The organism is Promicromonospora kroppenstedtii DSM 19349 (genome assembly GCF_000515355.1).
Classification (GTDB): Bacteria; Actinomycetota; Actinomycetes; order Actinomycetales; family Cellulomonadaceae; genus Promicromonospora; species Promicromonospora kroppenstedtii.
This window is the reverse complement of the sequence record NZ_KI911642.1, coordinates 22,751-36,812: the sequence shown is the minus strand read 5'-3', so window position 1 is coordinate 36,812 and position 14,062 is coordinate 22,751. Positions and strand designations below refer to the sequence as shown.

Annotated in this window: 15 protein-coding genes; 6 read left to right on the top strand and 9 right to left on the bottom strand. The window is 72.1% G+C overall.

What is annotated here, in order from left to right:
• Nucleotides 1–328: zinc-binding dehydrogenase (locus tag PROKR_RS08865; RefSeq protein ID WP_036962150.1), on the top strand; the 328-nt coding region annotated here is incomplete at its 5' end.
• A 51-nt stretch (nt 329–379) separates the two neighbouring features.
• Here PROKR_RS08865 and PROKR_RS08860 read toward each other — a convergent pair.
• Nucleotides 380–976: a TOPRIM nucleotidyl transferase/hydrolase domain-containing protein gene (locus tag PROKR_RS08860; protein WP_036962147.1), complete on the bottom strand. Its 597-nt coding sequence runs from the start codon at nt 974–976 to the stop codon at nt 380–382.
• Nucleotides 977–1,846: 870 nt separating this feature from the next.
• Between PROKR_RS08860 and PROKR_RS08855 the strand changes: the two genes are divergently transcribed.
• Nucleotides 1,847–2,875 (top strand): NAD(P)-dependent oxidoreductase, encoded by a 1,029-nt coding sequence (locus PROKR_RS08855; protein WP_084800332.1) that lies wholly within the window; start codon nt 1,847–1,849, stop codon nt 2,873–2,875.
• Here the strand turns inward: PROKR_RS08855 and PROKR_RS08850 are convergent.
• Genes PROKR_RS08850 through PROKR_RS08840 form a run of 3 tightly spaced genes read right to left on the bottom strand, consistent with a single transcriptional unit; the run spans nt 2,869 to nt 4,359 of the window.
• Nucleotides 2,869–3,243: a nuclear transport factor 2 family protein gene (locus PROKR_RS08850; RefSeq protein WP_036962146.1), complete on the bottom strand. Its 375-nt coding sequence runs from the start codon at nt 3,241–3,243 to the stop codon at nt 2,869–2,871. The two genes, PROKR_RS08855 and PROKR_RS08850, sit on opposite strands and share 7 nt — an antisense overlap.
• 13 nt (nt 3,244–3,256) lie before the next feature.
• The gene (locus PROKR_RS08845; protein WP_036962143.1) at nt 3,257–3,640 is read right to left on the bottom strand and encodes an MmcQ/YjbR family DNA-binding protein; all 384 of its coding nucleotides are present in this window, start codon (nt 3,638–3,640) and stop codon (nt 3,257–3,259) included.
• 59 nt (nt 3,641–3,699) lie between these two features.
• A complete protein-coding gene (locus tag PROKR_RS08840) occupies nt 3,700–4,359 on the bottom strand; it encodes a helix-turn-helix domain-containing protein (RefSeq protein ID WP_142035037.1) in 660 nt (219 codons plus the stop codon).
• A 108-nt stretch (nt 4,360–4,467) separates the two neighbouring features.
• On the opposite strand from PROKR_RS08840, the gene PROKR_RS08835 reads away from it, so the two are divergent.
• Nucleotides 4,468–5,418: an oxidoreductase gene (locus tag PROKR_RS08835; protein WP_036962140.1), complete on the top strand. Its 951-nt coding sequence runs from the start codon at nt 4,468–4,470 to the stop codon at nt 5,416–5,418.
• A gap of 10 nt (nt 5,419–5,428) precedes the next feature.
• Entirely contained in the window at nt 5,429–6,316 is an 888-nt protein-coding gene (locus tag PROKR_RS08830; RefSeq protein WP_169736362.1) for an NmrA family NAD(P)-binding protein, read from the top strand.
• A gap of 21 nt (nt 6,317–6,337) precedes the next feature.
• Here PROKR_RS08830 and PROKR_RS08825 read toward each other — a convergent pair whose 3' ends face one another.
• Together PROKR_RS08825 and PROKR_RS08820 are read right to left on the bottom strand one after the other, a co-directional pair.
• Entirely contained in the window at nt 6,338–7,420 is a 1,083-nt protein-coding gene (locus tag PROKR_RS08825; protein WP_036962136.1) for a fatty acid desaturase family protein, read from the bottom strand.
• A 62-nt stretch (nt 7,421–7,482) separates the two neighbouring features.
• Nucleotides 7,483–8,766 carry a sensor histidine kinase gene (locus tag PROKR_RS08820; RefSeq protein WP_051432811.1) on the bottom strand — a complete coding sequence of 428 codons (1,284 nt, stop codon included), beginning with the start codon at nt 8,764–8,766 and terminating at the stop codon, nt 7,483–7,485.
• A gap of 91 nt (nt 8,767–8,857) precedes the next feature.
• Between PROKR_RS08820 and PROKR_RS08815 the strand changes: the two genes are divergently transcribed.
• The gene (locus PROKR_RS08815; protein ID WP_036962133.1) at nt 8,858–9,541 is read left to right on the top strand and encodes a response regulator; all 684 of its coding nucleotides are present in this window, start codon (nt 8,858–8,860) and stop codon (nt 9,539–9,541) included.
• A gap of 4 nt (nt 9,542–9,545) precedes the next feature.
• On the opposite strand, the gene PROKR_RS08810 is transcribed toward PROKR_RS08815, so the two are convergent.
• The 3 genes from PROKR_RS08810 to PROKR_RS08800 form a co-directional block, all read right to left on the bottom strand.
• Nucleotides 9,546–11,960: an ATP-binding cassette domain-containing protein gene (locus PROKR_RS08810; RefSeq protein WP_051432810.1), complete on the bottom strand. Its 2,415-nt coding sequence runs from the start codon at nt 11,958–11,960 to the stop codon at nt 9,546–9,548.
• Between the two features lie 177 nt (nt 11,961–12,137).
• Nucleotides 12,138–12,569 (bottom strand): VOC family protein, encoded by a 432-nt coding sequence (locus PROKR_RS08805; RefSeq protein ID WP_036962179.1) that lies wholly within the window; start codon nt 12,567–12,569, stop codon nt 12,138–12,140.
• Nucleotides 12,570–12,574: 5 nt separating this feature from the next.
• Nucleotides 12,575–13,039 carry a helix-turn-helix transcriptional regulator gene (locus PROKR_RS08800; protein WP_036962128.1) on the bottom strand — a complete coding sequence of 155 codons (465 nt, stop codon included), beginning with the start codon at nt 13,037–13,039 and terminating at the stop codon, nt 12,575–12,577.
• Nucleotides 13,040–13,377: 338 nt separating this feature from the next.
• On the opposite strand from PROKR_RS08800, the gene PROKR_RS30635 reads away from it, so the two are divergent.
• Nucleotides 13,378–14,062: AAA family ATPase (locus tag PROKR_RS30635; RefSeq protein WP_169736361.1), on the top strand; the 685-nt coding region annotated here is incomplete at its 3' end.

Below are 14,062 nucleotides of genomic sequence, written 5' to 3'. Positions count from 1 at the left end.
CGTCGGCAGCGAGCAGACGTGCGCCGACGCGGTGCTGAGCCTGCGCCGACGCGGCCGCCACGTCCAGGTGGGGCTGTTCGCGCCCGTCGACGGCGGGCCGCGCGTGCCGATGGGCCGCGTGATCGCCTGGGAGCTCGACGTGCTCGGCAGCCACGGCATGGCCGCCGCCGACTACCCCGAGATGCTCGACCTGGTGGCCTCCGGGGCGCTGCGCCCGCAGGACCTGCTCGACCGCGTCGTCGGCATGGCGGAGGCCGCCCGGCTGGTACCCACCATGGACACCGCGCCCCGCGCGGGGATGGTGGTGCTGGACCCGGCGCGGGAGTGAGCGTCGGGTGACGGCGGTTCGGGGCCGGGCGGGACTCGTCGGCGGCGTCGGTCAGGTGGCCCAGCGCAGCAGCTCGGCCAAGGGCTGCGGAACCCGGTCCAGGGGGACCGTCTCTGCCAGGCGGCGCCCGTAATATTCCTTGCGGCCGCCCTTGCTGCCGAAGAACCGGTGCAGCTGCTGGGTCGTAGTGCGGTCGCGCTGCGCCGGCTGGCCCTGCAGGCGCTCCAGGCTGCGCAGCTCGCCCTCGGCCGTGATCAGCTCGATCACCGCGTCGGCGCCGAGGGCGCGGATGAGCTCGTCCTCGAGGTCTCGGTCGCAACGGAAGAAGCCGTGCGCCGACAGGGGAGCCCTCGCGCCTTCGGCGCGCAGCCCGACCCGGTCCAGACCCTTGATCACGAAGCGCTCCTCGGCGGCGTCGTACAGCCCGCCGATCCGTAGCGGCAGGCTGGTGCGGACGGGGGAGTGCAGGAGGGCGACCAGGTGGTGCCCGATGTTGGTGATGCCGCCCATGGCGACGACCTGCACTCCGAGGGCGGCGAGGGGGAGACCTTGTCGCGCGGCGAGGGCCTCGACGGCCGCGCGGTCGCTCTCGCCCTCGACGAGCACGGCGGTGCTGGTCGAGGGGGCGAGTATCCCGGCGAGGTTCATCGTCTCGGAGCGTATGCCGGAGGTGCGGGGCGGCGCCGCAGAAAATCCGGGCTGCTACCGTGATGATCTTCGTTGATATCGGAAGACAGTTGTGTTGCGCTATACACACTGCTTTAGGTTCCTGAGTGGGGTGAGCGGTGGTAGGGGTGGGGGTCCTGGGAGCGGGCCGCACGCCGAGGTCGGCCTCGCTGCCTGATACTCGTCGTCTGATCGCCTTCGAGGCCTAAGTTTCTTCGCTTTGGGTCGACCCAAAGCGAAGAAACTTAGGCCTCGAAGGCGAGGAGTCGGCCGCAGATCGCCTCGGGGGCGAGCTCAGGGCTGGATGGTGCGGCCCAGGACGGCCATTTGCTGCCTTGTGGCGCGCGGAGGCACTCGGCGATGCCCTGGGGGGTGTGGTTCCTGGCCGTCCTCCACGCCGTAGTGACATAATGTGCATTATCGGATCTGACCAGAAGCGCGGGATCTCGGCCTTCGTGCCGGTCTGACGGCCGAATCGGCGCCGTGCCCGGTGCGTCGTGCGTCAGGATCCGGTCGTGCGTCAGGATCCGATGGCCATCCAGCCATCCAGCCATCCAGCAGTCCGACGCCCGCTGGACCGCGGACTGCGACACCCCGCCCTGGACCGGCCAGTTCGTGTGCCATGGCGCTCCGGCAAGGCACCGCTGATCGACGAGTTCGTGAGCGAGGTGTGCGCACAGGGCCGTCGATCATCCGAGATCCGCGATCCAGGATCGCCGGCGCCGCCTCCGCTCGCTGACATAACGAAGCCGCGACACATCCTCCACACCTGGCACCCAGCACGGTTCTGGTATCGATGCAGGCACCGATGCAGACGCGGAGCCGACGCCGCCCGCGGGGCACAATCGCCGCATGACACCTGAACTCGACGCCGGGGAACGTGATGCCAGGGAACGTGTTGCCCGAGCCGTCGATCCGCTGTCCGACGTACTGTCCGTGGCCGACGCCCTGGGCCGCCGGCCCACCGTTCGCCTCGGTGACGACGTCGACCCCGGCTGGCGCGAGGCGCTCGACCTCTGGGTGAGCACCCACGGCCTGGAGCGGGCCACCGGGCGGGACGCGACGCTCGTGATCACGGGCGATCCCGCACGCATCGAAGGCGCCACCTGGGTCCACTCCCCCAACGCCGGTGTCGAACGACTGGCGTCGACCCTGCCAGAAAGCGCTCTCCTGACACGTACGACGGGCACCATGCCGTCGCGTATCGCCGAGTACGTGCTGACCTGGGTGCTCGCGGAGCGCTGGCACGTCCCGCGGTACCTCGCGCACACCGCGACGGCGACGTGGGACCGCTCGGAGCCGCCGCTGCCGCCCCGTCGTCAGGAGGCGGTCGTGATCGGCACCGGTGCGATGGGATCGGCGATCGCCCGGACGCTGGGACAGCTCGGGTACCACGTCGTGGGACTGAGCCGGACCGGCCGACCCCACGACGCGTTCGACGTCGTCCTGCCGCTCGACGAGGCCTTCGGCACGACGGCCGCCATGCCGGCTGCCACGACCCTCGACGCGGCCCGGGCCGACGTCCTGGTGCTCGCACTCCCCCACACCCCGCAGACCGACGGCCTGGTCACGCCCGGCCTGCTGCGTGCCTTCGACGGGGTGCACCTGGTCAACATCGGCCGGGGCTCGGCCGTGCGCACCGCCACGCTGGTGGGCGCACTCGATGCCGGCAACGTGCGGCACGCGACCCTGGACGTCACCGAGCAGGAGCCGCTTCCGGCGTCGTCACCCCTGTGGCGGCGGCCGGACGTCACCGTCACGCCCCACGTCTCAGGGCTCACCCTGGCGGCGGACGTCGTGGGAGCGCTCGACGCGGCGCTGACCGAGATCCGCGCCGGGGTCCGGCCGTCCTCGGCCGTGGGCCGGCACCGCGGCTACTGAGCGTGCTTGCCCGGCGCGATCGGCCACTCCTCGAACGCGCTGCACAGCCCGTGGTCGTCGAGCTCCAGGATCCACAGGTCGCGCCAACGATCACCCGGCTCGAGGTACTCGACGTTCACCCGGACCACCGCCGTCGGACCGTCCACCGCGATCACCTGGGCGGTCAGCGTGAAATCCTCGTCCGGGCCGTCACGTTCCGCGTCCCAGAACTCCGCGAGCGCCGGGAGCCCGACGATGGGTGGTGCCCAGGGTGAGGTCTTGTAGGTGGCGTCGGCGGTGAAGAGCTGGGCGAGGCCGTCGGTGCCCGGGGTGCGCCAGAGTCGTTCGTAGTCGCGGACCCAGGTCTCGACCTGTGTGCGGTGCGTCATGTCTCGAGGCTAGTCATGGGCCGTCGGGTACGCCTGGGCGGTTGATCTGCTCGGCGAGGTGCTGGGGTGCCTGGATGCAGTAGGAGTCGGTGAGGAGCTCGGTGAGCTCGTCCCAGTCGGTGTGCTGGTCCAGGACGAGGCCGACGACGTTGCTCCCCCAGTCGGCCTTGAAGTACTGGGGGCCGAGGTGCTGGAAGGCGTGGACCTCGTCGGGGTCGGCGCGGAAGGTGACGCGGACGAGGCCGTCCTCGCCGCCGAAGACGTGGGCGACGGTGCTGTCGCGGGTCTTCCAGGCGACGCCGGTCCAGGCGTCGCGTTCGGTGCACTCGGGCAGGCGTTCGAGGATCGCGGCGATCCGCTGGACGACGTCGACGGGTACGGGTGCGCGTTCGGTCACGTGGGGAGTCTTGCACCAGCCACTGACACCGCTCCCCTGCCTGTCGGGTCGTTCGTCGGTCAGACCAGCCCGAGCTCGCGGGCCCGTACCCCGGCCTGGAACCGGGACTCCGCGCCGAGGGCGTCCATGAGCTCGGCCACGCGGCGCCGGTAGGTGCGCACGCCGAGCCCCAGGGTGCGGGCGGCGGTCTCGTCCTTGACGCCCTGGCTGAGCAGGTCCAGGACCTGGGGTGCGAGCTGGCGGATCTCGGCGATCTGGGTGTCGTAGACGGCGAGGTCGGTGGCGGACCGGAAGGCGGCCTCGAACAGGGAGGTGACGCCCTGGACGGTCTCGGGCTGGGTGATCACGCTGTAGCTGCGCTGCCCGGCGCGCACGTCGCCGGCGAGGATCACCAGGCGGCGGTCGAGGATGATCGTCTCGTTGATCTCGTCGGCGGTGATGCGGACCTGGGCGCCGTGCCGGTCGCGGTCGCGGGCCAGGCCCTGTGCGGCCACGGGGTCCAGCAGCAGGGCGGACCGGTAGACCTTGCGGATCCGGACGTCGCCGGGTCGGCGGTGGCGGATGGCGTCGGCGAGCTCCCCCGACGCCTGGGCGCGGGCCCAGGTGGCGAGGTCGTTCGCGGCGCAGGCGACGTCGGTGGCGGACGCCAGCAGGTGCGCGGTGCGCTCCATGAGCTCGCGCTCGCCGTGCACGATGGTGACCATCTCGCCCGTCCGCATGGGAGCGATCATGCCCGTGCGCCGGGCCGGGCACCAGGCGGGGCGCCGGGCGCGGCAACAACCTGCCAACGGGCCGGGGATCGGCGGCGGCGGGGACAGGCTGGTGGCATGACGACAGACACGACCACCTCCACCACCTGGCAGCTCGGCGACCGCACCGTCAACCGGGTCGGCCTCGGCGCGATGCGGCTGATGGGCATGCCCTGGGACCCGGCGCCCCGCAGCCGGGACTCGGCGCTCGCGGTGCTGCGCCGCGCCGTCGAGCTCGGGGTGAACCACATCGACACCGCCGCGTTCTACTTCACGCCGACCCGGTCGGCCAACGAGCTGATCAGCACTGCCCTGCAGCCCTACGGGGACGACCTGGTGATCACCACGAAGGTGGGGCCCGCGCGGTCGCGGGACGGGCAGATGGAGCCGATGGCGCGCCCCGACCAGCTCCGCGCGCAGGTCGAGGAGAACCTGCGCCAGCTCGGCCGGGACCACCTCGACGTCGTCAACCTGCGCTGGGGCACCCGCATGGCGGGCGAGGGCCGGGCGGCCGACTCCGTCGCCGAGCACTTCGGCGTCCTCGCCGAGCTGCGGGACGCCGGGCTGATCCGGCACCTCGGTGTGTCGAACGTCCTGGCCGAGCAGCTCACCGAGGCGCTGACCATCGCGCCCGTGGTGTGCGTGCAGAACCAGTACGGCCTGACCAGCCGGGAGGACGACGCCCTGGTCACCCTGTGCGGCGAGCGTGGCATCGCGTTCGTGCCGTTCTTCGCCGTCGGCGCGGCCGTACCTGGCGCTTCTCCCGCCGGAGGCGCCGACGACACCGGGCGGTCGGAGGTCGCCGCGATCGCGGCCGCCCACGACGCCACCCCGGCACAGGTGCGCCTGGCCTGGACCCTGCACCGGGGCCCGCACGTCCTGGCGATCCCCGGCACGGGCAGCGTGGCGCACCTGGAGGAGAACGTCGCCGCAGGCGCCCTGCGGCTGAGCGGTGCGGAGCTGGCGGTGCTGGACGGGGTGGGCGGCAGTGGTGGCGTCGTCGGCGGGGAGGGCAGCGCCGGCCGGTAGCCTGACCGGCGTGAGGATCGCGGTCACCGGTTCGACCGGCACGGTGGGTAGTCAGGTCGTGGGCCTCCTGGCGGCGAGCGCCGGGAACGAGGTCGTGGCGTTGGCCCGGCGTCCGGAGGCGGTCGCCGCGGCGCTGGGGGCCCGAGGCCAGGCCGCGCAGGGCCCAGATGCGCTGGGCCCGGTCACCGCGGTGTACGCGGACTACGACGACCTGGCCTCGTTGCGGGCGGCGCTGGTGGGGGTGGACACCCTGGTGTTCGTCTCGGGTGACGGTGAGGCGGCGCGGATGCTGGTGCAGCACGGGAACGTGGTGCGGGCGGCGGCGGACTCGGGCGTGGGGCACGTGGTGTACCTGAGCGGGGTGGACGCGGACCTGGCGTCGCCGTTCTGCTACGCGTTCACCAACGGGTACACGGAGGGTCTGCTGGCGGCGAGCGGGTGCGGGTTCTCGTTCGTGCGGGCGTCGCTGTTCACGGAGTTCTTCGCGGCGTTCCTGCGGCCGGCGCTGGTCTCGGGCGAGCTGCGGGTGCCGGCCGGGGACGGTCGGGTGTCGCTGGTCTCGCGGGCCGACGTGGGGCGGTGCCTGGCCGCGCTGGCGGTACTGCCGCCGAGCGGGCGGCACCATGACCTGACGGGTCCGCGGGCGCTGTCCCTGGAGGGTATCGCCGAGGAGCTCACGCGGGTGGCGGGGCGGCCGGTGCGGTACACGGACGTGGAGCCGCGGGTGCTGGTGGAGGACCTGGCGCGGGACGGTGAGGACCCCTGGTGGACGTACGCGTACGGCAGCATGTTCGCGTCCGTCCGCCAGGACCGGTGGAGCGCCGTCTCGACCGAGGTGCGGCGCCTGACGGGACGGGTGCCGCTGGGTGTGGCGGACGTCGTCGGCCCCGTTGCCTGACGACGTCCGCCACACTCCGGGTCAGCGGTACTGCGCGACGATCGGGCAGTCCATGGGGTCGGCGTAGCCGAGGCCGACACGGTTGAGGTAGCGCACGATGATGCCGTAGGACTCGATCAGGCCGGTCTCGGTGTACGGGATGCCGCGCTCGGCGCAGAACGTCTGCACGATCGGGCGCACGTGGCGCAGGTTGACGCTGGGCATCCGCGGGAAGACGTGGTGCTCGACCTGGTAGTTGAGGCCGCCCATGGCCCACTCCACGAACCGGCCGCCGCGGATGTTGCGCGAGGTGAGGACCTGGCGGCGCAGGAAGTCGATGCTGGTGTCCTTGGGCAGCAGCGGCATGCCCTTGTGGTTGGGGGCGAACGTGGCGCCCATGTAGACGCCGAAGACGGCGAGCTGGACGACGAGGAACGCGAGGCCGAGGGCCGGGCCGAGGGTGAGGACCACCAGGGCGGGGAACCCGATGAGGCGGACCGCCAGCAGCACGCTCTCGACGGCGCGGTGCTTGATGCCGGGTGTGGTGGCCAGGGTCTGCACGGAGTTGGCGTGCAGCACGGGGCCGAACAGGGCGAGCATCGGGAAGAAGAGCCAGCCCTGACGGCGGGTGACCCAGCCGAGGAACCCGGTGCGTCCCGTCTCCTCCCCCGGGACGAACACGAGGGCGCCGGTGGCGATGTCGCCGTCCTTGCCGATCACGTTGGGGTTGCCGTGGTGCTTGTTGTGCTTGCGGTTCCACCAGCCGATGCTCAGGCCCACGAAGAGGTTGCCCACGATGCGGGAGAACCACTCGTTGTGCCGGCCGTGGGCGAAGATCTGCTGGTGCCCGCCGTCGTGGGCGAGGAACGCGCCCTGGGTGAACACGACGCCGAACAGCGCGGCGACGGCGAGCTGCCACCACGTGTGCCCGAGGGTGAGCAGCAGTGCCAGCGCGATCCCGAAGGCGGCGGCGAGGGCGATGGTGCGGCCGACGTACCAGCCGACGCGGCGCTCCATGAGGCCGGCGGCGTTCGCGCGTTCGACGAGCTCGAAGTAGTCGTTCGTCTGCGCGTTGCGGGCCGTGCGTCGTTGGCGGGCCGGGCGGGGCGGGGCTTCGGTCGTCATGTGCTTCAACCTAGGAACCTGGCTTGTGGCGGCGCGTCCCCCGCAGGAGCCAATCTCACCCCCTACGCAGGTAGTGGGTCGGTGTCCTCGACGGGCAGGGTCGCGGTGATCTCGAAGCCGCCGTCGAGCGTGGGGCCCGCGGAGACGACGCCGCCGAGCGCGGTGACGCGCTCGCGGATCCCGGCCAGGCCCAGACGGGCGCCCGGGGTGGGCTCGTCGTCCCGGTCCGGCGCGGTGTTGGTGACGGTCACGCGCAGCTCGTGCCCGTCGTCGGTCACCGTCACCGTGATCGCGGACCCGGGGGCGTGCCGCAGGGCGTTGCTCAAGGCCTCCTGGACCACGCGGAACGCCGTCAGGCCCACGACCTCGGGTACGGGCTCGCCCTCGTCGGCGTCGGCGTCCTCGCCGGTGCCGCGCGGGTGGGCTTCCCGGTAGGTGATCTCCACGCCGGAGGCGCGCGTCGACTCGATCAGCCCCGTGACGTCGGACAGCGTCGGCAGCGGCGCGGTGGGCGCTGTGTCGTGGCCGCGCAGGATGCCCAGCAGGCCGCGCATCTCCCCCAGCGCGCGGCGCGAGGAGGCGGCGATCTCCTCGAACTCGCGCTGCACCGCCTCGTCCAGGCCGGGCTGGCGGTAGCGCGCCGTGGAGGCTTGGACGGTGATGACCGACATGCTGTGCGCGACGACGTCGTGCAGCTCGCGGGCGATCCGGTTGCGCTCCTCGAGCTCGCGGCGCCGGCCCGTCTCGGTGGCGCTGAGCCGCTCGGCCTGCTCCATGCGTAGCACGCTCAGGCTCCACAGCCGCACCAGCACGCCGAACAGGGCGAATCCGCCGCTCAGGGAGACCAGCACGACACCGTTGGCGAAGGCGCTCGGGTGCCCGCCGTCGCTCAGCGCCGCCGGGGCCAGCACGGTCAGCATCGCGCCGGCCAGCCACAGGGAGGCGGCCCAGTACCAGGAGTGGCGCAGGGCCAGCACGAACACCGTCAGGCAGTGCGCCAGCAGCACGGTGACCGGCCACGGCCAGGGCCACTCCGGCGGCGCCCCCGCGGTGACGACCGCCAGGGCAGCGGACCCCGCGATCGAGGCACTCAGCCCCGCCCACGGCCAGCGCATCGCCAGGATCGCGGCGGCGCAGTCGACCAGCGTGAACGCCATCGCGGCAGCGGGGTGGGTGCCGTAACCGGAGGCGGTGACCGGCCAGCCGACGGCGACCAGCGTGACCGCCGCGATCGAGACCAGCGACCACAGCCACACGACCTCACGCCGCGCGATCGAGACCGCGCTGACGTCCAGCCGGGTCAGGGAGCGCAGCCGTCGTCGCCGCGTCTGAGGTGGGTGATCCATCCTGAGCAGGCTATGCGCTCCCCCGCGCCGGGCGCGTCCCTCGTACGAGCGACCCGGCGTCATACTTTCGTCTCTCGGTTAGGTTGTCCCCATGCCAGCCTCCGACGTCGCCCACGACATCCGCGTGCTCATCGTCGACGACCAGTCGATGATCCGCGCCGGGTTCGAGGCCCTCCTGAACGCGCACGAGGGCATCACCGTCGTCGGCACCAGCGACGACGGCGCAGGCATCGCCGACGTCGTGCGCCGCGTGCAGCCCGACGTCGTGCTCATGGACATCCGCATGCCCAAGGTCAACGGTCTGGACGCCGCCCGCACCGTCATGGGCCTGCCCGGCACCCCGCCCAAGGTGATCATGCTGACCACCTTCGACGCCGACGAGTACGTCTTCTCCGCACTGCGCGCCGGCGCCAGCGGGTTCCTGCTCAAGGACTCCCCGCCCGAGGAGCTGACCCACGCCGTCCGGATCGTCGCCGCGGGCGACGCGCTCCTGTCCCCGCGCGTCACCCGCGCCCTCATCGCGGACTACGCCGCCCGCCCCGCCGTGCCCGCCTCGGCCGAGGTCACCCTCGCCGGGCTGACCGACCGCGAGCTCGACGTCATGAAGGCCGTCGCGGCCGGGCGGTCCAACGCCGAGATCGCCACCGAGCTGCACCTGGCCGAGCAGACCGTCAAGACGCACGTCTCCCGCATCCTGAACAAGCTCGGCCTGCGCGACCGCACCCAGATGGTCGTCAGCGCCTACGAGTCCGGCCTGGTCCGACCCGGCCGCTGACACCTCACGGGTTGCCGACGTAACGGGCCAGGTGCTCCCCGGTCAGGGTCGTGTCCCCCGCGACCGCCTTGGCCACCAGGTCGGCCGGAGTGCCCTCGAAGACGACGCGGCCGCCGTCGTGCCCGGCGCCGGGACCGAGGTCGATGATCCAGTCGGCGTGCGCCATGACGGCCTGGTGGTGCTCGATCACCACCACAGACTTGCCGGCCTGGACGAGGCGGTCCAGCAGGGCCAGGAGGTTCGCGACGTCGGCCAGGTGCAGGCCAGCGGTCGGCTCGTCCAGGACGTACACGCCGCCGTCCTCGGCCAGGTAGGTGGCGAGCTTGAGGCGCTGGCGCTCGCCGCCGGACAGCGTGGTCAGGGGCTGACCGATCTTGAGGTACCCCAGGCCGACGTCGGCCAGGCGCGCCAGGATCTTGTGCGCGGCGGGGGTGCGGGCCTCGCCGGCGGAGAAGAACCCCTCGGCCTCGGCCACCGACATCGCGAGGACCTCGGCGATGTCCTTGCCGCCCAGGCGATACTCCAGGACGGCGGCCTGGAACCGCTTGCCCTCGCACTCCTCGCAGGTGGTGGCCACGGTGTCCATGAAACCGAGCTGGGTGTAGACGACGCCGGCGCCGTTGCAGGTGGGGCAGGCGCCCTCGGAGTTCGCGCTGAACAGGGCGGGCTTGACGCCGTTGGCCTTCGCGAACGCCTTGCGCACCGGCTCGAGCAGCCCGGTGTAGGTGGCGGGGTTGGAACGGCGCGAGCCCTTGATCGCGGACTGGTCCACGACGACGACGCCGTCACGCCCGGCGAGGCTGCCGTGGATCAGGGAGCTCTTGCCCGAGCCCGCGACGCCCGTGACGACGCACAGCACGCCGAGCGGCACGTCGACGTCGACGCCCTGCAGGTTGTGGGTGCTCGCGCCACGGATCTCCAGGGCGCCCGTGGCGGTGCGCGGGGACTCCTTGAGGGTCGCGCGGTCCTCCAGGTGGCGCCCGGTCAGGGTGTCGCTGGCGCGCAGCTCGTCGACCGTGCCCTCGAAGCAGATGGTGCCACCCGCGCTGCCTGCGCCCGGACCGAGATCGACGACGTGGTCGGCGATGGCGATGGTCTCGGGCTTGTGCTCGACGACCAGCACGGTGTTTCCCTTGTCGCGCAGCTGCAGCAGCAGGTCGTTCATGCGCTGGATGTCGTGCGGGTGCAGACCGATGGTCGGCTCGTCGAACACGTACGTGATGTCGGTCAGGGCGGAACCGAGGTGGCTGATCAGCTTGGTGCGCTGCGCCTCACCGCCGGACAGCGTGCCCGACGGCCGGTCCAGGGACAGGTAGCCCAGGCCGATCTCGGTGAACTTGTCCAGCAGGTTCTGCAGGTTCCCCAGCAGCGGGGCGACCGACGGCTCGTCCAGGTCGCGCACCCAGTCGGCGAGGTCGCCGATCTGCATGGCGCACGCGTCGGCGATGTTGATGCCCCGGATCTTCGACGCCAGGGCGGCCTGGGCCAGGCGGGTGCCGCCGCAGTCCGGGCAGGTGATGAACGTGACGGCGCGGTCCACGAAGGCCCGCAGGTGCGGCTGGAGTGCGTCGCGGTCCTTGGCGAGCATCGAGCGCCGCACCTGGGGCACCAGGCCCTCGTAGGTCAGGTTCGCGCCGCCGATCTTGCGCTTGGTCGCGTCCCGGTACAGGAAGTCGTGCCGCTCGGTCTCGGTGTAGTCGCGCACCTTCTTGTCACCGTCCAGGTACCCGGACTCGGTGAAGAACCGCACCGACCAGCCGCCCGCCTTGTAGCCCGGCACGGTGATGGCGCCCTCGTTGAGCGACTTGTCCTCGTCGACCAGCTCGCTCAGGTCGATGTCCGAGACCGTTCCCCGGCCCTCGCACCGCGGGCACATGCCGCCGTGGTAGACGGCCTCGCGCACGATCTGCTTCTCGCCCGTGGCCGACGTCATCACGCCGCTGGCCTTGCGGGCCGGGATGTTGAACGAGTACGCCACCGCGGGACCGGCCGACGGCGTACCCAGCCGGCTGAACAGCAGCCGCAGCAGCGCGTTGGTGTCGGTCACGGTGCCGAGCGTGGAGCGCGGGTTGGCCCCGAGCCGCTCCTGGTCCACCACGATCGCCGTGGTCAGCCCCTCCAGCAGGTCGACGTCGGGCCGCGACAGCGACGGCATCATGCCCTGCACGAACGCGCTGTAGGTCTCGTTGATCATCCGCTGCGACTCCGCGGCGATGGTCGCGAACACCAGCGAGCTCTTGCCCGAGCCCGACACCCCGGTGAACACCGTCAGGCGCCGCTTGGGGATCTCCAGGTCCACGTCCTTGAGGTTGTTCTCCCGCGCACCGTGCACCCGGATCAGGTCGTGGCTGTCGGCCGGGTGGGTGCCGGACGACGTCGCGTCCACTGGGGTGGTCGTGGTGGTGCTCGCCGCGTTCATGCTCGGCCTTCCGTGGTGGTACCTGATGCGGACGCGAGGGGTCGGTCTTCGGCGACCGGCCCGGTGTTGTCGGTCAGCTCGGTGTCGGACGGTCCGGCGTTGTCCGGCCCGGCGTCAGACGTGCCGACCGCGGCCGCCCGGAGGTAGGCCGCCAGCCCTGGGACGCACATGCGGTGCTCAGAGCTGCTTGATGCGGACGGTGTTGCCGGCCGGGTCGCGGAACGCGCAGTCGCGGAAGCCGTACGGCTGGTCCACGGGCTCCTGCATGACCTCGGCCCCGGTGGCCTGCACCCGCTCGAACGTCGCCTCCAGGTCGGTGGCGCCCAGGATCACGGCCGCGTACGTGCCCTTGGCCATCATCTCCGTGACGGTGCGGCGCTCGGCGTCGGTGACCCCCGGGTCGGCCCCCGGAGGGGTCAGCACGATCGAGGTGTCCGGCTGGTCGGCGGGACCCACCGTGATCCAGCGCATGTCGCCCTGCCCGACGTCGAGGAAGACCTCGAAGCCCAGCGCGTCCCGGTAGAACGCCAGCGACGCCTCCGGGTCCGTGTGCGGCAGGAACGTCTGGTGGATCGTCAGGCCGGTGCTTTTGCTCGTCTGTGTGCTCATGAGCGTCACGTTAGGTCCGGGCGCGGGGGTTGCGCTTCTCGATTCCTGACCGGCCTGGTCACCTGCTTGGCGATGCACGCGGGCAGGCCCGCGGGGTCGACCTCCGTGGACCCGAGCTGCGGGTCGTTGCGGTAGACGCTCGGCGGCACCCCGACCAGCTCGGTGAACCGCGTGCTGAACGTGCCCAGCGACGAGCAGCCCACCGCGAAGCAGACCTCGGTCACGCTCAGGTCGCCACGGCGCAGCAGCATCATGGCCCGCTCGATCCGCCGGGTCATCAGGTAGCTGTACGGCGACTCGCCGTAGGCCGCCTTGAACTGGCGCGACAGGTGCCCCGCCGACATGTGCACCCCCGCCGCGAGCGCCGCGACGTCCAGGGGCTGGGTGTACTCGCGGTCCATGCGGTCGCGTACCCGGCGCAGGAGGGCGAGGTCGCGCAGGTGGTCGGCGTCGACGGCGTTGTTCGTCACGCAGGCGATGCTGTCATGCCGTGGCGCCGGGCTCAGGGGCGGGCCGGGAGCGAGCGCAGGAACGTCACAACACGTCCGTGGTAACACCGCAGGTAAGAGCGCCCGACCGGGAACAAATCGGGCCCTGTCGCACGTTGTGAGAGCAGCAATGAGCAACTGTCCGATGTCTGTGGCCCAGGGCTCTTTCCCACCTGTGGTGTGCGTCGGCGCACCCGTGTCTCCCTGGCTCGGCAACCCGGTCCGCGAACCCCGTCCAGCACCCTCTCAGGGCGCTCCCGGTGGTTCCGGATCGGCTCGCGCGATGCTGCTCACCCGGCCCCCTACGTATGGAGGACCACGTGACAACACCCGCCCCACTCCTGCGTCCTGCCCCCGACTCCCCCGACCGTGCTCACGGCCTCGCGCCGGGGGGAGCTCCTGACCGTGTCGCGGACCGGGTCCCCGGCCCCCTGATGATCGTGGTGGGTGGTGTCCCGGGGGCCGGCAAGAGCACTCTGCTGGCCGGCGTGGCCCGTGACGTGCCCCGCGCGCTGGTGCTCGACCCGGACCGCTACCGGCGGCGGATCGCCGCGCGTCTGCCGTCCTGGGTGCCGTACGGGACCTATCGCTGGCTGACGCACACCCTGCACGCCGTCGCGACGGTCCTGTACCTCGTGGCCGGTGCGCGTTCGGGTCGACCCCTGCTGGTGCACGACACCGCCACCCGCGAGCGCCGTCGGGAGCTGCTGGGCCTGGTGGCGCGGCTGTGCGGGTGGGACCCGGTGCTGGTGGCCGTGGACGTGTCGCTGGCGGAGGCGCTGGACGGGCAGCTGGACCGGGGCCGCGTGGTGCAGCCGGACGAGTTCGTGCGGCACTGGGAGCGGTGGACGGCGCAGCGGTCGCTGCTGGCGGGGGCGCGCGGAGGTGCGCGTGGTCCGTGGTCGGCGGTGCACCTGATGGCGCGGTGCGACGCGTTCGGGCAGGTGCGTGAGCTGGTGCGGCGGCGTTCGGTCGTGGTGGCGGCGAGCCGGCCGGAGCCGGGTC